Raw genomic sequence first — 22,935 nt, forward strand, 5'->3', positions numbered from 1 at the left:
AGCGCAGGACAAAAGGGACCCAAGGACTCATATGTGCGGAATCGTCGGATACATCGGTAAGCGCGATGTGGCCCCGCTGCTGCTGGAGGGGCTGCAGCGGCTGGAGTACCGCGGCTACGACTCGGCGGGCATCGTCGTCACATCCCCCAAGTCGGCCGGTCTGAAGATGGTCAAGGCCAAGGGCCGGGTCCGCGACCTGGAGGCGAAGGTCCCCGCGCGCTTCAAGGGCACCACCGGCATCGCCCACACCCGCTGGGCCACCCACGGCGCCCCCTCCGACGTCAATGCCCACCCGCACCTGTCGGCCGACGGCACGGTGGCCGTCGTCCACAACGGGATCATCGACAACGCCGCCGACCTCAGGAGGAAACTGGAGGCCGACGGCGTCGAGTTCCTGTCCGAGACCGACACCGAGGTCCTCACCCACCTCATCGCCCGCTCCCCGGCCGAGACCCTGGAGGAGAAGGTCCGCCAGGCGCTGCGTTCGGTGGAGGGCACCTACGGCATCGCCGTGATGCACGCGGACTTCGCCGACCGGATCGTGGTGGCCCGCAACGGCTCCCCCGTCGTCCTCGGTATCGGCGAGAAGGAGATGTTCGTCGCCTCCGACGTCGCCGCGCTGGTCGCCCACACCCGTCAGATAGTGACCCTCGACGACGGCGAGATGGCCACCCTCAAGGCCGACGACTTCCGCACGTACACCACCGAGGGCACCCGTACGACAGCCGAGCCGACCACCGTCGAGTGGGAGGCCGAGTCCTACGACATGGGCGGCCACGACACCTACATGCACAAGGAGATCCACGAGCAGGCCGAGGCCGTGGACCGCGTGCTGCGCGGCCGCATCGACGACCGGTTCTCCACCGTGCACCTGGGCGGCCTCAACCTGGACGCCCGTGAGGCGCGCGCCGTGCGCCGGGTGAAGATCCTCGGCTGCGGCACCTCGTACCACGCGGGCATGATCGGCGCCCAGATGATCGAGGAGCTGGCGCGCATCCCCGCCGACGCCGAGCCGGCCTCCGAGTTCCGCTACCGCAACGCGGTGGTCGACCCGGACACGCTCTACGTCGCGGTCTCGCAGTCCGGTGAGACCTACGACGTCCTGGCCGCCGTGCAGGAGCTCAAGCGCAAGGGCGCCCGAGTGCTGGGCATCGTCAACGTGGTCGGCTCGGCGATCGCGCGCGAGGCCGACGGCGGCATGTACGTCCACGCCGGCCCCGAGGTGTGCGTGGTGTCCACCAAGTGCTTCACCAACACCACCGTCGCCTTCGCGCTGCTCGCCCTGCACCTCGGCCGCACCCGGGACCTGTCGGTGCGCGACGGCAAGCGGATCATCGAGGGCCTGCGCAGGCTGCCCGGGCAGATCGCCGAGATCCTCAAGCAGGAGGAGGAGATCAAGGAGCTGGCGCACCAGCTCGCCGAGGCCCGCTCGATGCTCTTCATCGGGCGAGTGCGCGGCTACCCGGTGGCCCGTGAAGCCTCCCTGAAGCTGAAGGAGGTCTCCTACATCCACGCCGAGGCGTACCCGGCCTCCGAGCTCAAGCACGGCCCGCTGGCACTGATCGAGCCCGCCCTGCCGACGGTCGCGATCGTGCCGGACGACGACCTGCTGGAGAAGAACCGCGCGGCCATGGAGGAGATCAAGGCGCGCAGCGGCAGGATCCTCGCGGTCGCCCACCGGGAGCAGGAAAAGGCCGACCACACGGTCCTGGTGCCGAAGAACGAGGACGAGCTGGACCCGATCCTGATGGGCATCCCGCTGCAACTCCTCGCCTACCACACGGCGTTGGCCCTGGGCCGGGACATCGACAAGCCGCGGAACCTCGCCAAGTCGGTGACGGTGGAATAAGCACGTCCGCGAAGAGGCGACCCCCTGTGTGCCACCCGCACAGGGGGTCGCTCTTTTCGGGGGCCGGGAACCCACGTCCCGGCCCGGCGCTGCGTCAGCCGGCGGCCGTCACTCCGCGGCCGGCAGCGCGTCGGGGAAGGGCCGTGGGCCACTTGGCCAGCGTCGCCGTCGCCGCGTACCAGGCGACCACGCCCGCGGCGACCGCGAACCAGCCGCCGGCCTTGCCCAGCGAGTCGCTGCCCGCGAACCGCGCGACGGCGAGCAGCAGCAGCGAGACGAACAACAGGCCGTAGGTGCCCTGGTCGAGGACACCGCCGGCGGCTCCGAGCGTCAGGCTCAGCGCCACCAGGGCGAACAGCAGGAGGAAGAGTCCGGCGGCATTGTCGGACATCTGGCCGCCTGCCGTGACGGCCCAGGTGAACCAGAGGGCGCCGAGCGCGCAGAAGGCCGTCCCCGTGACGGTGTCACGGTCACGGAGGGCGAACAGGCCGGCGAGGAACAGGGCCACGCCGCCGAGATAGTGGGCCAGTGACACGGCGTCGGCCGTCGTCACGCCGTCGATCACCCTGGTGGTTCCGAGGCCGAAGGCCAGCAATGTGATGCCGAGTGCGAGCCGTCCGACGGTCGAGGTGGTGCTTCCCGCAGAGACGTCGTTGTCCACGGCGGGCTCCCTTCTTGTCCTGCATGCACGGTTGTGCGGTGACCGATATATGCCCTTCACAAAGGCACAAACACCTCTACGCGCAAGTAGGTTGCGAAAGAGTCCCCGCGATGCCATCAGAAGGCGGCCGCTAACCGTGGCTCATCTCACCTGGGACAACGGGGAGTTGCAGAACGGCGATGCCAAAACGACACAGCGGGGCGCTGCCGGGCGCGCGTGCGGGACGGCGCGGTGACCGTAATCATGCGGCGGGACGGCGGCCCGGAGGGCTCAGGGAATGACGATCACGGGCCGCTGCGCGCGCTTGGCGAGCCGGCCGGCGACCGAGCCGAAGATGCGGCCGACGATGCCGTGCGTGGAGCCGACCACGATGGCGTCCGCCTCGTACTCCCGGCCCACCTCTTCGAGTTCGTGGCAGATGTCGCCACCGCGCTCGACCAGGATCCACGGCACCTCGGCGAGATGGTCGGCACAGGCGAGTTCGAGCCCGAGGACCTCGGTGCGGTGGTCCGGCACGTCGACGAAGACCGGGGGTTCACAGCCCGCCCACACCGTGGTGGGCAGCCGGTTGGCGACATGGACGATGATCAGCCCCGAGCGGGAACGGTGGGCCATGCCGATCGCGTACGCGAGGGCGCGCTCGCTGGAGGTGGAGCCGTCGAAGCCGACCACCACGCCGTGCTTGAAGGCGGGGTCGCAGGACGGGCGTGGCTCTTCCGCCGCCTCGGGCCCGGCCGCCGTGGGATCGGCGACGCGGCGCTTGCGGTCCGCGGGATCGAAGAATTCGTGACCGGCCATGGGTGTCTCGGCGTTGTGATCCTCTGGGTGGGACGACACTGTACGGCGGAGCTGTGTCCGGGAAACATCTTCCCAACCCCATACCCCCAAGGGTACGGCGGCACGCCTCCTTAGCCCAGATCCCGCGCACCCTGCACGGGGGTTCCAGGGAGCATGCACGAGGGGACGCCCGTAACGCAACGGTTGCTGCCCCGTACAGCCGGTTCGCACAGGGTTCAACCACCGCCGGGGCCCATCCGGCAGTGACCGGGCGGTCGGGCACGCGTTGAATCCGGTGACCACAGCCCCAGGGAGCACGCCGTGTCCGGACCCCGCACCACCCCTCCGCAGCGCCCCGCACCGGACACCGCGAGCGACGTGGTCCGCTGGGCCGCCTTCAGTTGCGTGCTCGTGCCCGTGGTCCTCGTCTGGTACGGCACCTCGCCCGCCGGTGCCATCAGCACCGCGCTGGGCCTGGCGACCATCACCTGGGTGTGCCGGCTGCTGCTGCGGGAATCCGAACGGCATGCCGCTCGGCTGGCCGCCGAGGAGCGCGCGCCCCACCGCGGACGGCACGGCAGGACCGGAACGGGGGCGCACAGGGGCGGTCGGCGCAACGGGGGAAACACTCCGGTCGACTGACCGGTTTCCGCGCACGCCCCCGCTTCTTTTCAGCCAACTTCTGACCCCTGTGCATCACCCGCTCGAACACCCCCTCACCCCCCGTTCGACCTGCACCGAAAGGGTCCTGGAGGGCGTACGCACCCTATGGGGATTGGCCACCGGGGCGAGGCGGACTTCCCTGCACGGCCCGCGAGTGCAACGCTTCGTGATCGAATGCTTCACGCCAAGTTGCCATGTCGACAATGTGCCGGATGGTGAACTGGTCACCCCGGCACCACGGGACACAGTAGATTCGATCATGACTGTCTTACGGCGGGGGACTCGTGCAGGACCGAGGGGAAACGTGCAGGAGCGACACAACCGAGGAGCCGCGACCACCGAGGGGGGCTTAGCAGGATGAGCCACGACTCCACTGCCGCGCCGGACGCCGCGGCCCGGAAGCTTTCCGGGCGACGCCGCAAGGAGATCGTCGCGGTGCTGCTGTTCAGCGGCGGCCCCATCTTCGAGAGTTCCATACCGCTTTCGGTGTTCGGAATTGACCGCCAGGACGCCGGAGTGCCGCGCTACCGGCTGCTGGTGGCCGGTGGCGAGGAAGGCCCGCTGCGGACCACGGGGGGCCTGGAACTCACCGCACCGTACGGGCTGGAGGCGATCTCGCGGGCGGGCACCGTCGTGGTGCCGGCCTGGCGGTCGATCACCTCGCCGCCGCCGGAGGAGGCGCTCGACGCGCTGCGCCGGGCGCACGAAGAGGGCGCCCGGATCGTCGGGTTGTGCACCGGCGCCTTCGTACTGGCCGCCGCCGGACTGCTGGACGGACGGCCGGCCACCACCCACTGGATGTACGCGCCGACGCTGGCCAAGCGCTACCCGTCGGTGCACGTCGATCCACGCGAGCTGTTCGTGGACGACGGAGACGTCCTGACGTCGGCCGGCACGGCGGCCGGCATCGACCTCTGCCTCCACATCGTGCGTACGGACCACGGCAACGAGGCGGCGGGCGCGCTCGCCCGGCGCCTGGTGGTCCCGCCGCGCCGCAGCGGCGGCCAGGAGCGCTACCTCGACAGGTCTTTACCCGAGGAGATCGGCGCCGACCCGCTCGCGGAGGTCGTCGCCTGGGCGCTGGAGCACCTTCACGAGCAGTTCGACGTGGAGACGCTGGCCGCCCGCGCGTACATGAGCCGGCGGACGTTCGACCGGCGCTTCCGCTCTCTCACCGGGAGCGCACCGCTGCAGTGGCTGATCACCCAGCGGGTGCTGCAGGCCCAGCGGCTGCTGGAGACCTCCGACTACTCGGTCGACGAGGTCGCCGGGCGCTGCGGCTTCCGCTCACCGGTCGCGCTGCGCGGGCACTTCCGGCGCCAGCTCGGCTCGTCGCCGGCCGCGTACCGGGCCGCCTACCGGGCACGCCGACCGCAGGGTGACCGGCCCGCCGACGGCCCCTCGGGCCCGTCGGCGCCGCAGGTCGCACAGGAGGCCGCCCCCGTCCCGCTGCAGACCCGCCGCACAGCCGCCGCGAGCGCGCTCGGCCCCGCGGCGTCCCTGTCCACGGACCACGGCAGACACGTTCCGGAGCTGTACGTGGCCGGCCGACCGAGCGTGCCCGGCCAGCGCAGCGCGCCGTAGCGCCGCCGCACCGCTGAGGACGGGCGGGATCCGCGAGGCCGTACGCAGGTCGTACGCGCGGCGGAGCCCGCCCGTCCTTCGTGTCCCCGGGAGAGCGTCGCGCGCCCCGGCCGTCCTCCCGGTGTGCAGGGGCGGTCCGCCCGGCCCCGGGGGGCCATAAGGTGGGACACATGAACGATCGCATGGTGTGGATCGACTGCGAGATGACCGGTCTCTCGCTGTCCGACGACGCGCTCATCGAGGTGGCCGCGCTGGTCACCGACTCCGAGCTGAACGTACTCGGCGAAGGGGTGGACATCGTGATCCGGCCGCCGGACGCGGCGCTGGAGACGATGCCGGAGGTGGTGCGTCAGATGCACACCGCCTCGGGACTGCTCGACGAGCTGGCGGCCGGCACGACGCTCGCCGACGCCGAGGAGCAGGTCCTGGCATATGTGCGGGAGCACGTCAAGGAGCCGGGCAAGGCCCCGCTGTGCGGCAACTCGGTCGGTACCGACCGCGGCTTCCTGAGCCGCGACATGCCGACCCTGGAGGACTACCTCCACTACCGGATCGTGGACGTCAGTTCGATCAAGGAACTGGCCCGGCGCTGGTATCCGCGGGCGTACTTCAACAGCCCCGAGAAGAACGGCAACCACCGGGCACTGGCCGACATCCGCGAGTCGATCGCGGAGTTGCGCTACTACCGGGAAGCGATCTTCGTCCCGCAGCCGGGCCCCGACTCGGACACGGCGCGCGCGATCGCGGCCAGGCACGTGCTGCCGGCGCGGTAGCGGCCCCGGCGGGGCCCACCGGGCCCCCGGGAAAGCCTGGCGCGAGCACCCCTTCGGACCCTGTACACTTTTTCTCGGCCGGTAGGGGAAACCATTGCGAGAACGCCGGTCATGGTGGGTGTAGCTCAGCTGGTAGAGCACCTGGTTGTGGTCCAGGATGTCGCGGGTTCGAGTCCCGTCACTCACCCTCTGTAGAGAGGCCGATGACCTGCAGTGACGGGGTCATCGGCCTCTTGCGTCCGGCTCATGGCCCGGGCCCGGTCCTGAGTCAGGCTGACGTGGCCGTCCGGCTGTTGTTCTTGCCCTCCAGCCATTCCACGTAGCTCCTGGACGCGCTGCTGCCCTGCTTGCCGGGCGAGAGCTTCACGATGGCGTGGTCCTTCTCGGGGTTCCCACTGAGGTACGCCTCGGTCAGGACGTAGGGCAGGCCGTCCACCCGGAACCTGATGCTCCCGTCGGGATACGCACTGACGCGGACCCTCCGCCCGTCAGGAAGATCGACGGTTTGGGCGAAGTGCGCCTTGACGGGCTGATCAGCCATACAGACCTCCAGGTCACACAGGCTCGACGGGAGCGGTCAGCGTACCGTCAGCGCCCGGAAGCCCACAGCGACTTGAGGCAACTCCCGGCAACCTGCAGGAGACCCTCTTCAGCGGATCACCGGCCGAGTGCTTCTCAGGCGCCCCCGGTGTCGATGACGCAGAACCGGTTGCCGTCCGGATCGGCCAGCACGACGAAGTCGGCGCCCTCGGGGTACAGGTCCCAGTCGACCCGCCGCGCGCCGAGCCCCAGCAGCCGCTCCACCTCGGCGGCCTGGTCGGCCGCGTCGCCCGCGTACAGATCGAGATGCACCCGCGGGTGCTCCTGGACGGGCGTCCGGCTCAGCCCCAGCGACAGCCGCGGCCCGGCGGTCCCGCCCGGCGGCACCAGCACGGCCCAGTCGTCCTCGATCCCGTCTCGCGGCACACAGCCCAGCGTCTCCGTCCAGAAGGCGGCGGCCCGCCCCACGTCGGACACACCCAGCACGACGGACCCGATACCCAGCATCCCCCGATGGTGTCCGCCCCGGCCACGGCCCGCCACGCGTCCGCGAACTCGCCCACGGCGCCGAACCGTTGCCCGGGCGGGCGTCCCACGATGGCGTCCCGCCGGGTGGTGTAGCCGGTCAACGGACCGGAACTCGCAGCTCACTCGGGGCACTCCGACCGGCGGGGCGAGAACTCTGCACGCCTTCCACACGACGGGCATCGGACGGCTGCTCCGAGACGGCGCGGTGACCGCCCGCCGAAGGCTCGGCTCCACGCCGGACGGTCCGCCGCTGGAAGTTGGGCACATCGGCGTTGGGGAACTTGACGATCTGACAGCCGCCCGCGGTCGCGGCCCGCGCCGGTACCTCGGCTGTCGCACCCGGCAGGCGCGGCCGCCCGTCTCGGTGCACATGGCCGCCCGCCCCGACACGTACGGCAGTCGGCCCCGAGGAAGACCGAACCCCTGCGGCGGATTTCCCTGCGAGCCCTCAAGCCAGCCTCAGGTCGCGGCCCGGAACCACCCGGCCTAGTCTGGCAAAGAGGCTTTCGTGCGCCATGAGACGGCTGACGATGCTGCCGACCTCGGCAGTGCCTCACACGCGGGCAGAAGCCCGCCCCTCCACCGCATGGGCCCAGTCAAGCAACGGGAACGGGGTCACTCGACCGACCGGTGGCCTGCGTCCCAGTCAGGGAGGAAGCCATGCAGGCGAAGCGGCTCAGTGCCCTCCTCGCAATCCCGGTGGCCGCCACCGCGCTCCTGTTCCCGCTGTCCGCGAACGCGCGGGCATTCGCGGCACCGTCTGCCCCACCGGCGGTCGCGCAGCCCGGCTCCCCGAGGATCCCCCCCTACGACCAGGGCTACAAGGACGGATACCGGGACGGCCTGGCATATGCCCGGGACTGTGTCCGCGGCGACTCCCGTGGACGGGCCGGCAAGCCCGGGGCGTCCGCCGAGTACAACCGCGGCTACGTCGCCGGCATCATCGCGGCCTACCGCTACGGCCACCGGGTCTACTGCGGATTCGGGCGCTCCTGACCGGTGACCGGCACTCGCCACTGGCACCGGCCCGGCTGCCCATGCCGGGCCGGCATGGCGTCACGTCACGTCGGGCACAGGTGATGCGGACACCGGAGAGGCCCCACCGCCTCGGGCGGGGCCGGCGGGGCACCGGGTCCCCGCACGCGCCTCGCCGCGCACCGGCGTGCGCACCGGCTCCGGCGCCGCGATGTGCCCCCGCCGCAGCAGCCGGGCGCGGACGCAAGCCGCAACTCCCCGCGCCGCGTCCGGTTCGGCGCTCCTTTCAGGACGAGTCGCGCTGCACCAGCCGCGTGGGCAGGACCACCTGACGCCGCTCCAGGCTCCGTGAGGCCGCCGGGCGGCGGTCGGCTATCTCGTCGAGGAGCAGGTCGATCATCGCGCGGCCCATCTCCTCGATCGGCTGGCGCACGCTCGTCAGGGGAGGGTCCATGTGGCGGGCTATCGCCGAGTCGTCGTAGCCGACCAGCGCCACATCGTCGGGAATGCGGCGGCCCGCCTCGCGCAGCACCTGGCGCGCGCCCGCCGCCATCACGTCCGACTCCGCGAACACCGCGTCCAGGTCCGGGCGGCGGGCCAGGAGTTCGGTCATGGCGCGGCGGCCGCCCTCCTCCGTGAAGTCACCGGGCGCGATCAGGGCCTCGTCCACCTCGCGGCCGGCGTCCCGCAGCGCGTCCCGGTAGCCCTCCACGCGCCGCTGCGCGCCGTACACGTCGAGCCGGCCCGCGATCGTGGCGATGCGCGAACGACCCCGGGCGATCAGGTGCTCGACGGCCGAGCGGCCGCCGCCGTGGTTGTCGGAGTCCACCGACGGCAGGGGCTCGTCCTGCGAACGCGGACCGCTGATCACCGCCGGGATCTCCAGCTGGGCGAGGAGGTCGGGCAGCGGGTCGTCGGCGTGCACCGAGACCAGCAGGACGCCGTCGACCCGGTGGGCCGCCAGGTACTGGGCCAGCCTGCGGCGTTCCCGGTCGTTGCCCGCGAAGATCAGCAGCAGCTGCATCTCCGTGTCGGACAACTCGGCGCCCACACCGCGCAACATGTCCGAGAAGTACGGTTCTGCGAAGAATCGGGTCTCCGACTCGGGGACGACGAGGGCGATCGCGTCGGTACGGTTGGCGGCCAGCGCCCGCGCCGCGGTGTTGGGCACATAGCCCAGCTCCGCGACGGCGGCTTCGACGGCCGCGCGCGTCGCATCGCTCACCCGCGGCGAGCCGTTGATCACCCGGGAGACCGTGCCGCGGCCGACGCCTGCACGCGCGGCCACCTCTTCGAGGGTCGGCCGGCCCCCGCTGCGGCCCCGCACTCCATGGCTTGCCATTGACCCCACCTCCCGTCGTCACCACCCCGGCCTGGAATGTAACAGCCCCGTCCGGCACTGCCGATCACCCCGGGCCCGGCCGAGGCGGTCACCCGGCCGAGACGGTCACCCGCCGACCCAGTTAACGTCCCGATAACTGAACACATCTAGCCCCGTCCGCTCCCTTGACACCCCCGCACGAACCCGCGACTCTTCAACACATCACTTGTGGGAGCGCTCCCACAGTACCTGACACATACACGTCCCGCACGTTCCCCGCCCGAGCCGCAGCGAGTACGAACGGGCCCAACCGATGCAGTTGGCCGGGGGGTCGGCACGTCAGGCAACAGGAGGACACATGCGCACGAGTACCCGCCGGTCCCACAGGCTGGCGGCCTTCGCGGCCGTCGCCGCGCTGGCCACGGGGCTGCTGGCCGGCTGCGCCAATGACTCGGGCGACAGCTCGTCGGACTCGAACGGTGGTGGAGGCGGCAAGGGCAAGACGACGCTGACGATAGGCACCTTCGGCGTCTTCGGCTACAAGCAGGCCGGCCTGTATGACGAGTACATGAAGCTCCACCCGGACATCACCATCAAGGAGAACGTCACCACCCGCACCGACGTGTACTGGCCCAAGGTCCTCACCCGCCTGCAGGCCGGCTCCGGCACCGACGACATCCAGGCGATCGAGGTCGGCAACATCACCGAGGCCGTGCAGACGCAGGCCGCGAAGTTCGTCGACCTCGGCAAGGAGGTCGACACCTCCCAGTGGCTGCCGTGGAAGACGGCGCAGGCCACCACCAAGGACGGCAAGACGATCGGGCTCGGCACCGACATCGGCCCGATGGCCATCTGCTACCGCAAGGACCTCTTCCAGAAGGCCGGCCTGGAGACGGACCGCACCAAGCTCGCCGCGCAGTGGAAGGGCGACTGGGCCAAGTACGTCGACCTCGGCAAGCAGTACATGAAGAAGGCGCCGAAGGGCACCAAGTTCGTGGACTCCGCGTCCTCCGTCTACAACGCGGCCCTCGGCGGCGCGACCGAGCGGTACTACGACAAGGACGGCAACGTCATCTGGGACAAGTCCTCGGGTGTGAAGACCTCCTGGAACGTCGCCATGGACGTGGCGACCAGTACCATGTCGGCCAAGCTGAAGCAGTTCGACCCCACGTGGGACCAGGGCTTCGCCAACGGCACCTTCGCGACGGTGGCCTGCCCGGCGTGGATGATCGGCTACATCGAGCAGAAGTCCGGTGAATCCGGCAAGGGCAAGTGGGAGGTGGCGGCTGCGCCGACCGCGGCCAACTGGGGCGGCTCCTTCCTCGGTGTGCCGACGGCGGGCAAGCACCAGAAGGAGGCCATCGCCCTGGCGAAGTGGCTGACCGCGCCCGAGCAGCAGGCGAAGGTCTTCGCCAAGCAGGCCAGCTTCCCGTCGACCCCGTCGGCGTACGCGAACCTGAAGCCGCAGGCCGACACCACGGCGTACTTCTCGAACGCGCCGATCACGCAGATCTTCTCCGACTCGGCGAAGACCATCCCGACCCAGTACTTCGGTGTCAAGGACCAGCCGATCGGCTCCGCGATCACCGACGTCGGCATCCTCCAGGTCGAGCAGAAGGGCAAGACCCCGGCCCAGGGATGGAGCGCGGCCACCAAGGAGATCAAGGACGTGCTCGGCCAGTGACCAGCTCCAAAGAGGCTCTCGCGCACCCCGCGTCGAGCGCCGAGACCGCGTCCGGCAGGCAGCCGGGCGCGGTCCGGGGCGCTCAGGTTCGCGGTACGCCGCCGGCCGGCCCCGGCTCCCGGCGCAGCCGGCTGTACCGCTGGGACATGAAGGCGTCACCGTACGTGTTCATCGCCCCCTTCTTCGTCGTCTTCGGGGCCTTCTCACTGGTCCCGCTGCTGTACACGGCCTGGTACTCGCTGCACCACGTGCAGTTGTCCGCGCTGGACCACCAGACCTGGGCGGGCCTGGACAACTACCGCAACCTGTTGTCCTCGGACTTCTTCTGGAACGCCCTGAAGAACACGTTCACCATCGGTGTGATCTCGACCGTGCCGCAGCTCATGGCGGCGATCTGGCTCGCCCATCTGCTCAACTACCGGCTGCGCGGATCGACCGTCTGGCGGGTCGTGATGCTCACCCCGTACGCCACCTCGGTGGCGGCGGCGACACTGGTCTTCACGCTGCTGTACTCCTGGGACGGCGGCATGATCAACTGGCTGCTGCACTTCGTCGGTGTCGACCCCGTCAACTGGCGTGAGTCCGACTGGGGTTCGCAGTTCGCCGTCTCGTCGATCGTGATCTGGCGCTGGACCGGCTACAACGCGCTGATCTACCTCGCGGCGATGCAGGCGATCCCCCCCGACCTGTACGAGTCGGCGGCCCTCGACGGCGCGGGACGCTGGCAGCAGTTCCGCCACGTGACGATCCCGATGCTGCGGCCGACGATCCTGTTCACGGTGATCGTCTCCACCATCGGCGCCACCCAGCTGTTCGGCGAGCCCCTGCTGTTCGGCGGCGTCAGCGGCTCAAAGGGCGGCTCCGAGCACCAGTACCAGACGCTCGGCCTGTACATGTACGACCAGGGCTGGATCATCGGCAACCTCGGCAAGGCGTCGGCGATCGCCTGGTCGATGTTCCTGATCCTGCTGATGGTGGCCGTGATCAACATGCTGTTCACCCGACGGCTGAGGAAGTCCCTATGACGACAAGCGACCTGACCCTCCCTCAGGCCCAGCCGAGTGGCAGGGCGAAGGGCGGCCGGGGCCTGCGGCGCCCCCGGGTGATGGGCGCCGGCAAGCAGCTGGACGCGGGCCCGGTCACCTATGTCGTGCTGACCGTCTTCGCGCTGGTCTCCCTGGCGCCGCTGGTGTGGACGGCGATCGCCGCCTCGCGCACCGACCGGCGGCTCGCCGAGACGCCACCGCCCCTGTGGTTCGGCGGGAACCTGTTCAAGAACCTGCAGGCCGCCTGGGAGCAGGCCGGGCTCGGCACCGCGATGGTCAACTCCACACTCGTCGCGGGCACCATCACCGTGAGCACGGTCCTGTTCTCCACGCTCGCCGGGTTCGCCTTCGCCAAGCTGCGGTTCCGGTTCTCCAGCGCCCTGCTGCTGCTGACCATCGGCACGATGATGATCCCGCCTCAGCTGGCCGTCGTACCGCTGTACCTGTGGATGTCCGACCTCGGCTGGTCCAACCAGTTGCAGACCGTCGTCCTGCCGACCCTGGTGACCGCCTTCGGCACGTTCTTCATGCGGCAGTACCTGGTACAGGCGCTGCCCACCGAACTGATCGAGGCGGCGCGTGTGGACGGCGCGAGCAGTCTGCGGGTCGTGTGGCACGTGGTCTTCCCCGCGGCACGGCCCGCGATGGCCGTACTCGGGCTGTTGACCTTCGTCTTCGCCTGGAACGACTTCCTGTGGCCGATCATCGCCCTCAACCAGCAGAACCCGACCGTGCAGGTCGCGCTCAACTCCCTCGGCACCGGCTACGTTCCCGACCAGGCGGTGATCATGGCGGGGGCCCTGCTCGGCACGCTGCCGCTGCTGATCGCCTTCCTGCTGTTCGGCAAGCAGATCGTGGGCGGGATCATGGCGGGTGCGATCAAGGGCTGATCCTCCCCGACGTCCGACCTCGTCGGCGCGGGGGAGTCCCCGTCGCCACCGCCCACAGCCCCTGGGGCCGGGTCACCACCGCCCCGGCCCCTTCGCCCTGTTCCTCCCCTACCACCGTCGGTCTCCACGACCATCATTGGGAGCGCTTCCATGTCTGAGCCCGTTCCGTCCGTGACGTTTCCTCCCGCCTTCCTCTGGGGCGCGGCGACCTCCGCGTACCAGATCGAGGGGGCGGTACGGGAGGACGGCCGTACCCCCTCCATCTGGGACACCTTCAGCCATACACCGGGCAAGACCGCCGCCGGTGAGACCGGTGACATCGCTGTCGACCACTACCACCGCTACCGCGAGGACGTGGCGCTGATGGCCGAGCTGGGCCTGACGGCGTACCGGTTCTCGATCTCCTGGTCGCGTGTGCAGCCGACCGGCCGGGGGCCGGCGGTGCAGCGGGGCCTGGACTTCTACCGCCGGCTGGTGGACGAACTCCTCGCCCACGGCATCAAACCGGCGATCACCCTCTACCACTGGGACCTGCCGCAGGAACTGGAGGACGCGGGCGGCTGGCCGGAGCGGGACACTGCGTTCCGGTTCGCCGAGTACGCCCGGCTCGTGGGCGAGGCGCTGGGCGACCGCGTGGAACAGTGGATCACCCTGAACGAGCCGTGGTGCAGCGCCTTCCTGGGCTACGGCTCCGGGGTGCACGCCCCGGGCCGCACGGACGCGGCGGCGTCGCTGCGCGCGGCCCACCATCTGAACCTGGCCCACGGCCTCGGCACCTCCGCGCTGCGGTCCGTGATGCCGGCCCGCAACTCGGTGGCGGTGAGCCTCAACTCGGCCGTAGTGCGCACGGTGTCTCAGGACCCGGCCGACCTGGCGGCTGGCCGGAAGATCGACGACCTGGCCAACGGAGTCTTCCACGGCCCGATGCTGCGCGGGTCCTACCCCCGGACGCTGCTGGAGGCGACCTCGCCGATCACCGACTGGTCGCACCTCCGGGACGGCGACCTGGAGGCGATCCACCAGCCGCTGGACGCACTGGGCCTCAACTACTACACGCCGACCCTCGTGTCGGCGGCCTCCTCGGCGGACGCGAGCACCCGCCGCGCGGACGGTCACGGCCTGAGCGACCACTCGCCCTGGCCGGGCGCGGACGACGTGGCGTTCCACCACACATCGGGTGAGCGCACGGAGATGGGCTGGTCCATCGACCCCACGGGCCTGCACGAGCTGATCATGCGGTACACCCGGGAGGCACCGGGCCTGCCCCTGTACGTGACGGAGAACGGCGCGGCCTACGACGACAAGCCGGACCCGGACGGCCGCGTCCACGACCCGGAGCGGATCGCCTACCTGCACGGCCATCTGTCGGCGGTCCGCCGGGCCATCGCGGACGGTGCGGACGTCCGCGGCTACTTCCTCTGGTCGCTGATGGACAACTTCGAGTGGGCGTACGGCTACGGCAAGCGGTTCGGGGCGGTGTACGTGGACTACGCGACGCTGGCGCGGACCCCCAAGTCGAGCGCGCGCTGGTACGGGCGCGCGGCACGCACGGGGGCACTTCCGCCGCTGGAGGACTGAGCCGTCCCGGGGCTCGGCGCACAAGAGGGGAGTGCCGCGCCCCGGGACGGGTCCGCCCGGCGGCGACGGACCCGTCCCGGCCGGCGGCCCGCCCTGCGCCGCTCCCCGCGCCCCGGCCCCGACCGGGCGCAGGCCGGGGGGGGCCGCCTCGATGTCCAGCCGGTTCTCGGCCCGTTGCCGGGTTGAGCAGCGGCGTGCCGTCCTCTGTGGACTCCGGCACGCGGTCAGTACGGCGCGCGTCCCGGCCGGATGGGGGCAGGCCGGCCGGGGCGCGCGTCCCCCGTTGCCCGGTGGCCCGGTGCCACGCGCGGACGCCGGTCACTTGTACGCGCCGAACACGCCCGGTCCCGGCTGGTCGATGCAGGTGAGGAAGACCGAGACGTGGATCCGGGTGGAGTTCAGCTCGGGCGCGGACCGGGTGTCGGTCTTCTGCACCTGGCACGACGGGCCGCCGCACGTGGACGTCGGCACGTACTGAGCGCTCCGCGGGAAGCCCGGTCCATCACCTGCGGGTGTGATGGGGGCGCCCCCGCTCGAACGCAGTCGAGCGCTTGGGGAGGCTGGCCGCGCCCACGCGGCAAAGCCGCATACCGACACAGTCCCCCCGCCCCCCTCGGGCGCTGCCGAACCGCACCGGACTTCGCCGGGCCCCCCTCGGGCGCTGCCGGCACGGCGGTCAGCGGAACACCGAGGGTGGCGGGGCCGGTGACGCCACGGCCGCCGCGTCCGTGACCGCCTTCGCGCCGCCCGTGAAGTCGGTCAGTACCGTGCCGTGCTCCACGCGTGCGGGATGCGGGTCCGAGGCGGCACGGCGGGTCAGTTCGGCGACCGGGAGCGGGTGGTCCGAGGCGGCCAGGACGGCGTTTCCGAAGCGCCTGCCGCGCAGCACGGCGGCGTCGGCGAGCAGGGCGAGTTCGGGGAAGACGGCCGCCGCGGTGGAGATCTGGGCGCGCAGATGGGCAAGCGGCGGGCCGTCGGCGACGTTGGCCGCGTACACCCCACCGCTCTTCAGTGCCCGGCGGATGTCGGCGAGGAACTCCACCGACGTCAGGTGCGCCGGGGTGCGTGCCCCGCTGAACACGTCCACGATGACCAGGTCCGCCCAGCCGTCCGGCACCTTGGCGAGTCCCTCGCGGGCGTCTGTGGAGCGCACCCGGATACGCGCGTTCGCGTCCAGGGGGAGTGCCCGCCGCACGAGATGGACCAGGGCCGCGTCCCGCTCGACGATCTGCTGGGTGGAGCGGGGGCGGGTGGCGGCGGTGTAGCGGGCGAGGGTGAACGCGCCGCCGCCGAGGTGCACGGCGTGCACGGGTCGCCCGGGCGGGGCGGCCAGGTCGATGATGTGGCCGAGGCGGCGCTGGTACTCGAAGCCGAGGTGGGCGGGGTCGTCGAGGTCGACGTACGACTGCGGGGCGCCGTCGATCAGGAGGGTCCAGGCGCGTGCCCGGTCCCGGTCGGGTATCAGCTGGGCGAGCCCGCCGTCGACCTCCTCGACGACGGCCTCGGCGGCGTCCCTGCGCCGCGTGTTCCGTGACCTGCCCATCCCGCCATTATCAGGTGCGAACCGGAGGAGGCGGCCCCCTGCGGCAGCGGGGGCCGCCCCGGCGGCCTCCGGGGGCGACCGCACAGGTCGGCGGGCATCGGAGTCGGCGCGCCCCGCCGGAACACGGCCCCGCCGGCACGTGGCCCCGCCGGCACACGGCCCCGCGGGAACGTGGCCCCGCGGGAGGTTGCCCCGCCAGGCACGTGCCGGCCGGCTCACCGGCAGTTGTCCGCCGCCTCGATCAGCCGGGCCGCCTCCCCGAGGGCCGCGCGCAGCACCGCAGGATCCGTGGCCAGTTCCGCGTCGCCGGGCGGGAGCAGCCAGCCCGTGCCCCCGGCCGGGGGTTCCGGGGTGACGAGGCTCATGCCGCGCCCGTTCGTCTGCGTGCAGGTGCTGCCCGGAACGTCCCACGCGTCCGCCGTGCCGGGGGGCACCAGAAAGCCGAGCGTGTCGCCTCCGTCGTCGTGGAACACCGGCCCGACGCAGTCGCCGGCGCCCCGGCGGAGGATGTCGACCGCCTCCAGGCCCTGCCGGGCGGGAACGGTCACGAGGTCGGGAGCCTGCTGCGGGGGTGCGCCGCACTCCGCGGCCGGCACCCGCCGTGCCGTCGGCGTCTGCGTACGGAACTCGGTGCTCTGGCTGGTCTGGCTGGTCTGCATCCCGGCCTCCACGACGGAACCCCTCCTCGGCGAGTGAGTTGGGTCGGGAGCTCGGGGGGGGCTCCCGGTCCACGGGGTACAACGCGCGAGGGGCGTCAACGGCTACGGCGCAACACTGCCGCAAAGGATGGCAGTTCATGGCAGATCGCGGAGGAGATATCCGGTTTGCGGCCAAACTTCGCCTGCCGACGCCCAGCGGGCAGGTACGTTCTTGCACCGCCGGACGCAAGGGAACCAACTGCCACCGCGCAGACAACTCACCCCGAACCCGGCATGGTTCGACGGTTCGCACGAGAGGGCCCGGCCATGACCTCGTCCCAGTCCCCCCGCCCACCGCGGCCGAACCCGGTCTTCCGGGAGTTGCGCGGACAGCGTTCACCTGGTGAGTTCGCCGCGGCGGTGCGGCGCGCCGCACGCGAGATCGGCGAGCGGGTCAGCTGTGACGCGCGGTACGTCGGACGGGTCGAGGCGGGCGAGATCCGCTGCCCCAACTACGCCTACGAACGGGTGTTCCTGCATATGTTCCCCGGTCGCACGCTCGCCGACCTGGGGTTCGCGCCCCGCTCTGCGGTACGCGGCCGGGGGGCGCGCACCGCCGACGACGCGCCCTGCGCGCACACCGGCAGCCGTCCTCCCGCTTCGAGTGAGAGCGGCGATACGTGTGAGACGTATGAGACCGCAACGCTCCACGAGACCCACGACCCTGAAACCCACGAGACCCACGAGACCCACGAGACCGAGACCCACGAGACCCACGAGTCGTACGGCACGCACCCGTACGACGACCAGCACACCGAGGAGAGCGACGTGCGGCGTCGCGCATTCATGACCGGCGGAACCGCCACGATGGCAGCCGCCTCCCTGGGCCCCCTGGGGCTCGCCTTCGGCGGCCGGGCAGCGGCCGCCGAACAACCTGCCCGCCGTCCGGGCCCGTCCGAGGCGGGCTCGCTCGAAGAGGCCGTCCGCAGGATCCGCGTCCTCGACGACCGGCACGGCGCGGACGGCCTCTACCGGCGCGCCGCCGGGCCCCTGCGCACCGCGTACGCACTGCTCGACGCGGGCACGACCCGGCAGGCGGTCGCCGACCGGCTGTACGCGGGCGCCGGTGAACTGGCCATCTCCGTGGGATGGCTGGCGCACGACTCGGGGCGCTTCGACGACGCGCGCTCGCACTACGCCGAGGCGCTGGCCACAGCCCGGATGTCCGGGGACCCGGCCCTGGAGGCGCACGCGTTCTGCAACACGGCGTTCCTCGCGCGCGACGCGGGCCGGCCGCGGGAAGCGGTCCGGGCGGCGCAGGCGGCCCAGCGCGCCGCGCGCCCGCTCGGCTCGCACCGCCTGATGTCGCTGCTCGCCCTGCGGGAGGCGGGCGGCTGGGCGGGGCTCGCGGACCGTCCGGACTGCGAGCGGGCGCTGGCCCGGGCACAGGCCCTCTTCGACCGGGGGCCCTCGGACGCCGACCCCGAGTGGATGACCTTCTACGGAGAGGCCGAATTCGAGGGGCTGGAGGCGCAGTGCTGGGCGACGCTGGGCGACTGGCCGCGTGCCGCCCGGCACGCCCGGCGCGCGACGCAGCTCCAGGACCCGCACTTCACCCGGAACACCGCGCTGTACACCGCGGAACTCGCCGACGACCTGGCCCGCGGTGGCCGTCCCGACGAGGCCGCCGTGGCCGGCCGGCGCGTCCTGGACCTCCTGGACGAGGTCCAGTCGTCCAGGGTCCAGACGATGCTGGCGGGCACGGCGAGGGTGCTGCTCCCGCACCGGCGGGCGTCGGGGGTGTCGGCGTTCCTCGACCGCCATGCCTCGCTGCCGCGCCCCGCGGAACCGCGTCGCGCAGGATGAATTGCCCCGAGGCGGGCTCCTGGATCACGTCCGCCGTCATGCCCTCCGCACCGCTCCCCGGGCAACCCGGGGAGCGGTCTCCGCGTCTTGTGGGCGGGGGCACCCCGCACGGAACGGTCGCGTACGCCGTAAGGTGGCACGACCGGACCGCCGGGAGCCGCAGCAGATCAGTCAGAAGGGGGAGGGCGAATCGGATGCCGCAGGCCGAGACACCAGGCACCGGGGTGAGCCCGCTGCCCCGGCTGCGCTGGTGGACGGAACTGCCGTTGATCCTGCTGGTGTACGGCGCCTACTCGGCCGGCCGGCTGCTGGCCCGGGGCGATGTCACGGGCGCCGTCGACCACGGCCTGGCGATCCTGCGGCTGGAGAAACTGCTGCACATCAACGCCGAGCACCCGCTGAACCGGCTCTTCACCCGCGAGGCGTGGCTCGGCATACCGGCCGACTTCTGGTACGCGTCGCTGCACTACCTGGTGACGCCGGCGATCCTGGTGTGGCTCTTCCAGCGCCGAGGGGAACACTTCCGGGCGGCCCGCACCTGGCTGATGACGTCCACGTTCATCGGCCTGATCGGCTTCACGCTGCTGCCCACCTGCCCGCCCCGCCTGCTCTCCGCGGGCCACGGATTCGTCGACACGATGGCCCAGTACAGCTCCTACGGCTGGTGGGGCCACCAGGCGAGCGCCCCGCGCGGCCTGGGCGGTATGACGAACCAGTACGCGGCGATGCCGAGCCTGCACGTCGGCTGGGCGCTGTGGTGCGGAGTGATGCTGTGGGCCTTCGGCGGCACGCGCTGGGCCAAGGTGGCGGGCGTCGCGTATCCGCTGCTGACGGCGATCGTGGTCATGGGCACCGCGAACCACTACTTCCTCGACGCGGTCGCGGGCGTCGCCGTGATGGGCTCCGGCTTCCTGCTGACCCGGCCCGTGACGCGGGCCGCGGACGCGGTCAGGACCCGGCTGCGGCCACGCTCCACGGCCGTCACCGGCGTCCCGCGGGCCGCGGGTTCCCCGATTGTCAGTGCCGGATGCCAGACTTCCGCGGGTGAGCGAATTCCCCGACAGCGCACCTCCCGACCCGAGCCGGGAGCCGAGCCGGGTGCCTCTCCCGCGGACGCGGGGGACGGCGCTGCGGCAGCGGCTCGCTGAGCTGCGCGGGCCGTCCCTACCGCCCAAGGCCCTCGACGCGCGCGCCCTGGCCGCGCTCGCCGCGAACCCGGGGTGCCGGCGGCGCGCGCTCCTGGACGGGGCGGGGGTGGACAAGGCGGCGCTCGCGGGCTCGTTGGGGGCACCGTCGGCGTTCGGGCAGTCGCAGTTCGCCTTCATGCGCGGCAACGCCTTCGAGGCCCGCGTCAAGGCGGACGGCGGTGCCGAACTGCTGCGGCTGGTGCACGAGAAGCTGGACCCGTCCGCCGGGGCACCGCAGGACGCCCTGGTTCCCGACCTCGCCGCCGTCGGACCCGAGGGGCGCGCGGCCCGCACGGCGATGGCACTGCGCGAGGCCACCGGGGCGCGGGCCTGGGCGCTGCTCGACCACCCCATGCTCGCCCTCGACGTGGCGGGCTCCCCCGCGTTCCTGGAGCCGGACGCGGTGGTGGTGCACCCTGACGGCAGCTGGACGGTCGTGGAGATCAAGTCCTTCCCGATGCTGGACGGTTCGGCGGATCCGGCGAAGGTGGGGGCCGCCGCCCGGCAGTCCGCGGTGTACGTGCTGGCGCTGGAGGAGGTCGCCGCGCGTCTCGGCGGGGAGCCGGAAGGGCGGATTCGGGAGAGCGCCGGCGCGCCTGTGGTGCGCCACCGGATCCTGCTGGTGTGCCCGAAGGACTTCTCCAACCTGCCGACCGCCTCCCCCGTCGACATCCGCAAGCAGCGCGCGGTCACCCGGCGCCAGCTGGCCCGGCTCACCCGCATCGAGGAGATCGCGGGCGACCTCCCCGAGGGCACCTGCTTCGCCCCCGACCTGCCCCGGGGGGAGCTGGCGGCCGCCGTCGAGTCGGTCCCGGCGGCGTACGCGCCCGAGTGCCTCGCCGCCTGTGAACTGGCCTTCCACTGCCGCGACCGCTCCCGCGCCGAAGGCGCCGTGACCTCCTACGGACGGTCGCTGCGGGCCGAGCTGGGCGGCCTGACGACGGTGGACGACGTCCTGGCCGCCGCCCACGGCACGGCCGGGGACCCGGACGACCCGGCGGTCGCGGCCCTGCGCAGGGCGGCACGACTGCGGGCGGAGGCACTCGCCGGCCCGGAAGGCGCCGCATGTCGCTGATCGCCACGCTCGCCCGGCTGGAGGCCGTGCGCTCCGGGCGCGCCCAGCCCGCCGCCACCGTCCTGCACCGGCACCTGTCCGAGCGGCCTCTGGTCTTTGTGCCGCTCACCACCGCGGGCGAGGCCGGGGCACCGCTCGGGGCCCTCGTCGGCACCGAGCGGGACGCACCCCGGCTGCTCGTAGTGGAGCAGCCGCGCGACCGCGACCTCCGGTTCGGGTTCCTCGCCGAGCTCGCGGACGTCGTGCTGCCGTACATCGACGCGTACGCCGGCGAAGTCGAGCCCGCCGAGCGCTCCGAGACCGACCCGGAGACCGGCAAGCGGGTCAAGGTGGAGGTCGACCTGTGCGCCGACGCCCCGCAGCTGATCGTGCCGAGCCGGGCGGGCATCGACTTCGTCCGCCTCCTGGGGCGCTCCATGCGGTTCCGCCGCACCGCCGAGCAGGACCCGGAGACCCCGTACCCGGCGCCCCCGCGGGTGCCGCTCCTCGGCCGCTGGCTCACCCACTTCGGGGAGCGCGCCCGGGTCCCCGGCTCCTCGCTGCTGCTCGCCCTCACCGAGGTGCTGGCGCGGCACTGGGCGAGCGGGCAGTCCGGTCTGGAGGACCAGCATCTGGGCGCGCTGCTCGCCTGGATCGACCCGCCGGACGGCGTCCCGGGCGCGCACGCCGCGCTGCGGGCCGAGGTCGGGCGGGACGAGGACGGCCAGCTGCTGTGCCCGCCGGCCGGACCCGCCACCGACCCGGCCTTCGACAACAGGCTGCTCGCCCCGGCCATCGAGCGCTACGACCGCGCGCGGACCCGGCTCGCCGCCGCCGAGGACGGCCTGGAGGCGGACGACCGCTTCGGTGAACTCACCGCCGCGCAACGGGAGATCCGCGCGCTGGTGGAGAGCCGTACGCGTCCGGTCTGGGACGCGGTGTGGCGCGGACTCGATCTGCTGCGGGCGCTGCCGGAAGGTGCGCACGTGGCGGACCGCTGGACGCGCGACCGCTGGTCGTTCACCGGCCACCGGGACCGGGTGGCCGCCGGGGAGCCGCCGCAGCCACGCCGCGACGACGCGGTCACCGCGGCGAACAAGCTCGCCACACGCGAGCGCGAACAGGCCCGTCTGGAGGCCCAGGAAGCGCTCGACGACCCGCTCGTGATGGCCGGGCGGCGGCTCGCCGGGGAGGCGTTCGCGGGCGAGGTCACGGATGTGGTGATGGCGTACGGCGAGGGCAGGCGCCCCAGCCCGCGCCCCCTGGTCACGCTGCGGACCGAGGACCGGCCGCACCTCGGGGAGCGCACCAAGGTGTACCGGTCGCTGGGCGGCAAGCCGCAGACGGCCGAGTTCGTCGGATACGAGGGCCATGACGGGTCGGACGGCCTCATGGTGCTGCGCATCCTCGACAAGATGGGCCGCGGCAGGGAGCCGGAGGCAGGTTCCGTACCCGAGAAGGGCGACCGCGTCTGCTTCACGCTGTTCGAGCACGAACAGCGCGGCGGGGCGAAGCTGCCCGACCCTGAGGAGACGCCGTGGACGCACGGCGGGCCGCCGGGCGATGCGGCCGCCGTGCCTGAAACAGCCGACCCCGTGACCGAGGAGGACACGCTTTGAACCCTCCCCCTCGCGAACGAGGGGATTTCCCGGCTCACACCGCTCGGCCGCTCAGCCGACCGAGTCTCACGCGATCAGCACCAGCCGGGTTGGAACCAGCCCGGCTCCGCCAGAGATTGGAGGCTGCTGTGCTGGCTTGGTTCTCGCTCAGCACATCAC

At 72.1% G+C, this 22,935-nt stretch carries 21 protein-coding genes and 1 tRNA gene; 14 read left to right on the forward strand and 8 right to left on the reverse strand.

Features of this window, described 5'->3' with window-relative positions; translation table 11 throughout:
- Nucleotides 1–31 precede the first annotated feature (31 nt).
- Nucleotides 32–1,849 (forward strand): glutamine--fructose-6-phosphate transaminase (isomerizing), encoded by a 1,818-nt coding sequence (glmS, locus tag ACFSL4_RS27755; RefSeq protein ID WP_381088531.1) that lies wholly within the window; start codon nucleotides 32–34, stop codon nucleotides 1,847–1,849.
- A 94-nt stretch (nucleotides 1,850–1,943) separates the two neighbouring features.
- Here glmS and ACFSL4_RS27760 read toward each other — a convergent pair whose 3' ends face one another.
- Both ACFSL4_RS27760 and ACFSL4_RS27765 read right to left on the reverse strand, forming a co-directional pair.
- Entirely contained in the window at nucleotides 1,944–2,510 is a 567-nt protein-coding gene (locus ACFSL4_RS27760) for a GPR1/FUN34/YaaH family transporter (protein ID WP_381088534.1), read from the reverse strand.
- 270 nt (nucleotides 2,511–2,780) lie between these two features.
- Nucleotides 2,781–3,308, reverse strand: a complete 528-nt coding sequence (locus ACFSL4_RS27765) for a universal stress protein (RefSeq protein WP_381088537.1) — start codon at nucleotides 3,306–3,308, stop codon at nucleotides 2,781–2,783.
- 300 nt (nucleotides 3,309–3,608) lie between these two features.
- Here ACFSL4_RS27765 and ACFSL4_RS27770 point away from each other — a divergent pair, with 300 nt between their 5' ends.
- From ACFSL4_RS27770 to ACFSL4_RS27785, 4 genes are all read left to right on the forward strand, one after another.
- Complete coding sequence (locus ACFSL4_RS27770) at nucleotides 3,609–3,929, forward strand: hypothetical protein (protein WP_381088540.1); 321 nt, start codon at nucleotides 3,609–3,611, stop codon at nucleotides 3,927–3,929.
- Nucleotides 3,930–4,307: 378 nt separating this feature from the next.
- Nucleotides 4,308–5,534, forward strand: a complete 1,227-nt coding sequence (locus ACFSL4_RS27775; RefSeq protein ID WP_381088542.1) for a helix-turn-helix domain-containing protein — start codon at nucleotides 4,308–4,310, stop codon at nucleotides 5,532–5,534.
- Between the two features lie 170 nt (nucleotides 5,535–5,704).
- Nucleotides 5,705–6,307 (forward strand): oligoribonuclease, encoded by a 603-nt coding sequence (gene orn, locus ACFSL4_RS27780; RefSeq protein ID WP_381088545.1) that lies wholly within the window; start codon nucleotides 5,705–5,707, stop codon nucleotides 6,305–6,307.
- Nucleotides 6,308–6,421: 114 nt separating this feature from the next.
- A tRNA-His gene (locus ACFSL4_RS27785) sits at nucleotides 6,422–6,494 on the forward strand.
- An 81-nt stretch (nucleotides 6,495–6,575) separates the two neighbouring features.
- On the opposite strand, the gene ACFSL4_RS27790 is transcribed toward ACFSL4_RS27785, so the two are convergent.
- Both ACFSL4_RS27790 and ACFSL4_RS27795 read right to left on the reverse strand, forming a co-directional pair.
- Complete coding sequence (locus ACFSL4_RS27790) at nucleotides 6,576–6,848, reverse strand: hypothetical protein (protein WP_381088548.1); 273 nt, start codon at nucleotides 6,846–6,848, stop codon at nucleotides 6,576–6,578.
- Between the two features lie 134 nt (nucleotides 6,849–6,982).
- Nucleotides 6,983–7,354 carry a VOC family protein gene (locus ACFSL4_RS27795; RefSeq protein WP_381088551.1) on the reverse strand — a complete coding sequence of 124 codons (372 nt, stop codon included), beginning with the start codon at nucleotides 7,352–7,354 and terminating at the stop codon, nucleotides 6,983–6,985.
- 681 nt (nucleotides 7,355–8,035) lie between these two features.
- Here ACFSL4_RS27795 and ACFSL4_RS27800 point away from each other — a divergent pair.
- Nucleotides 8,036–8,371, forward strand: a complete 336-nt coding sequence (locus tag ACFSL4_RS27800) for a hypothetical protein (RefSeq protein WP_381088554.1) — start codon at nucleotides 8,036–8,038, stop codon at nucleotides 8,369–8,371.
- Between the two features lie 265 nt (nucleotides 8,372–8,636).
- On the opposite strand, the gene ACFSL4_RS27805 is transcribed toward ACFSL4_RS27800, so the two are convergent.
- Nucleotides 8,637–9,692 carry a LacI family DNA-binding transcriptional regulator gene (locus ACFSL4_RS27805; protein WP_381088557.1) on the reverse strand — a complete coding sequence of 352 codons (1,056 nt, stop codon included), beginning with the start codon at nucleotides 9,690–9,692 and terminating at the stop codon, nucleotides 8,637–8,639.
- A 337-nt stretch (nucleotides 9,693–10,029) separates the two neighbouring features.
- On the opposite strand from ACFSL4_RS27805, the gene ACFSL4_RS27810 reads away from it, so the two are divergent.
- The 4 genes from ACFSL4_RS27810 (at nucleotide 10,030) to ACFSL4_RS27825 (ending at nucleotide 14,869) form a co-directional block, all read left to right on the forward strand.
- The gene (locus ACFSL4_RS27810; RefSeq protein ID WP_381088560.1) at nucleotides 10,030–11,355 is read left to right on the forward strand and encodes an ABC transporter substrate-binding protein; all 1,326 of its coding nucleotides are present in this window, start codon (nucleotides 10,030–10,032) and stop codon (nucleotides 11,353–11,355) included.
- Complete coding sequence (locus tag ACFSL4_RS27815) at nucleotides 11,352–12,380, forward strand: carbohydrate ABC transporter permease (RefSeq protein WP_381088563.1); 1,029 nt, start codon at nucleotides 11,352–11,354, stop codon at nucleotides 12,378–12,380. Before ACFSL4_RS27810 ends, ACFSL4_RS27815 begins: the two co-directional genes overlap by 4 nt.
- Complete coding sequence (locus ACFSL4_RS27820; protein ID WP_381088566.1) at nucleotides 12,377–13,291, forward strand: carbohydrate ABC transporter permease; 915 nt, start codon at nucleotides 12,377–12,379, stop codon at nucleotides 13,289–13,291. The genes ACFSL4_RS27815 and ACFSL4_RS27820 overlap by 4 nt, the downstream gene beginning before the upstream one ends.
- 150 nt (nucleotides 13,292–13,441) lie before the next feature.
- On the forward strand, nucleotides 13,442–14,869 hold the full coding sequence (locus ACFSL4_RS27825; protein WP_381088568.1) for a GH1 family beta-glucosidase: 1,428 nt from the start codon (nucleotides 13,442–13,444) through the stop codon (nucleotides 14,867–14,869).
- Nucleotides 14,870–15,187: 318 nt separating this feature from the next.
- Here ACFSL4_RS27825 and ACFSL4_RS27830 read toward each other — a convergent pair whose 3' ends face one another.
- From ACFSL4_RS27830 to ACFSL4_RS27840, 3 genes are all read right to left on the reverse strand, one after another.
- A complete protein-coding gene (locus ACFSL4_RS27830; protein ID WP_381088571.1) occupies nucleotides 15,188–15,340 on the reverse strand; it encodes a hypothetical protein in 153 nt (50 codons plus the stop codon).
- Between the two features lie 205 nt (nucleotides 15,341–15,545).
- Entirely contained in the window at nucleotides 15,546–16,412 is an 867-nt protein-coding gene (locus tag ACFSL4_RS27835; protein WP_381088574.1) for a spermidine synthase, read from the reverse strand.
- Nucleotides 16,413–16,627: 215 nt separating this feature from the next.
- Nucleotides 16,628–17,071 (reverse strand): hypothetical protein, encoded by a 444-nt coding sequence (locus tag ACFSL4_RS27840; protein WP_381088576.1) that lies wholly within the window; start codon nucleotides 17,069–17,071, stop codon nucleotides 16,628–16,630.
- Nucleotides 17,072–17,377: 306 nt separating this feature from the next.
- On the opposite strand from ACFSL4_RS27840, the gene ACFSL4_RS27845 reads away from it, so the two are divergent.
- The 4 genes from ACFSL4_RS27845 (at nucleotide 17,378) to ACFSL4_RS27860 (ending at nucleotide 22,776) form a co-directional block, all read left to right on the forward strand.
- Nucleotides 17,378–18,916, forward strand: coding sequence for a hypothetical protein (locus tag ACFSL4_RS27845; protein WP_381088579.1), 1,539 nt, complete (start codon nucleotides 17,378–17,380; stop codon nucleotides 18,914–18,916).
- Between the two features lie 194 nt (nucleotides 18,917–19,110).
- Complete coding sequence (locus ACFSL4_RS27850) at nucleotides 19,111–20,064, forward strand: phosphatase PAP2 family protein (protein WP_381088582.1); 954 nt, start codon at nucleotides 19,111–19,113, stop codon at nucleotides 20,062–20,064.
- The gene (locus tag ACFSL4_RS27855; protein ID WP_381088584.1) at nucleotides 20,015–21,178 is read left to right on the forward strand and encodes a hypothetical protein; all 1,164 of its coding nucleotides are present in this window, start codon (nucleotides 20,015–20,017) and stop codon (nucleotides 21,176–21,178) included. Before ACFSL4_RS27850 ends, ACFSL4_RS27855 begins: the two co-directional genes overlap by 50 nt.
- The gene (locus tag ACFSL4_RS27860) at nucleotides 21,169–22,776 is read left to right on the forward strand and encodes a hypothetical protein (protein WP_381088587.1); all 1,608 of its coding nucleotides are present in this window, start codon (nucleotides 21,169–21,171) and stop codon (nucleotides 22,774–22,776) included. Before ACFSL4_RS27855 ends, ACFSL4_RS27860 begins: the two co-directional genes overlap by 10 nt.
- Nucleotides 22,777–22,935 lie beyond the last annotated feature (159 nt).

The sequence above is a fragment of the Streptomyces caeni genome, from assembly GCF_042678285.1.
GTDB classification, from domain to species: Bacteria; Actinomycetota; Actinomycetes; order Streptomycetales; family Streptomycetaceae; genus Streptomyces; species Streptomyces caeni.

Bases quoted from the DNA above. Each gene is read 5' to 3' on its own strand.
- glmS (WP_381088531.1), top strand. From the start codon at position 32: ATGTGCGGAATCGTCGGATACATCGGTAAGCGCGATGTGGCCCCGCTG.
- ACFSL4_RS27765 (WP_381088537.1), bottom strand. From the start codon at position 3,308: ATGGCCGGTCACGAATTCTTCGATCCCGCGGACCGCAAGCGCCGCGTC.
- ACFSL4_RS27775 (WP_381088542.1), top strand. From the start codon at position 4,308: ATGAGCCACGACTCCACTGCCGCGCCGGACGCCGCGGCCCGGAAGCTT.
- orn (WP_381088545.1), top strand. From the start codon at position 5,705: ATGAACGATCGCATGGTGTGGATCGACTGCGAGATGACCGGTCTCTCG.
- ACFSL4_RS27790 (WP_381088548.1), bottom strand. From the start codon at position 6,848: ATGGCTGATCAGCCCGTCAAGGCGCACTTCGCCCAAACCGTCGATCTT.
- ACFSL4_RS27795 (WP_381088551.1), bottom strand. From the start codon at position 7,354: ATGCTGGGTATCGGGTCCGTCGTGCTGGGTGTGTCCGACGTGGGGCGG.
- ACFSL4_RS27800 (WP_381088554.1), top strand. From the start codon at position 8,036: ATGCAGGCGAAGCGGCTCAGTGCCCTCCTCGCAATCCCGGTGGCCGCC.
- ACFSL4_RS27805 (WP_381088557.1), bottom strand. From the start codon at position 9,692: ATGGCAAGCCATGGAGTGCGGGGCCGCAGCGGGGGCCGGCCGACCCTC.
- ACFSL4_RS27810 (WP_381088560.1), top strand. From the start codon at position 10,030: ATGCGCACGAGTACCCGCCGGTCCCACAGGCTGGCGGCCTTCGCGGCC.
- ACFSL4_RS27820 (WP_381088566.1), top strand. From the start codon at position 12,377: ATGACGACAAGCGACCTGACCCTCCCTCAGGCCCAGCCGAGTGGCAGG.
- ACFSL4_RS27825 (WP_381088568.1), top strand. From the start codon at position 13,442: ATGTCTGAGCCCGTTCCGTCCGTGACGTTTCCTCCCGCCTTCCTCTGG.
- ACFSL4_RS27835 (WP_381088574.1), bottom strand. From the start codon at position 16,412: ATGGGCAGGTCACGGAACACGCGGCGCAGGGACGCCGCCGAGGCCGTC.
- ACFSL4_RS27840 (WP_381088576.1), bottom strand. From the start codon at position 17,071: ATGCAGACCAGCCAGACCAGCCAGAGCACCGAGTTCCGTACGCAGACG.
- ACFSL4_RS27845 (WP_381088579.1), top strand. From the start codon at position 17,378: ATGACCTCGTCCCAGTCCCCCCGCCCACCGCGGCCGAACCCGGTCTTC.
- ACFSL4_RS27850 (WP_381088582.1), top strand. From the start codon at position 19,111: ATGCCGCAGGCCGAGACACCAGGCACCGGGGTGAGCCCGCTGCCCCGG.
- ACFSL4_RS27860 (WP_381088587.1), top strand. From the start codon at position 21,169: ATGTCGCTGATCGCCACGCTCGCCCGGCTGGAGGCCGTGCGCTCCGGG.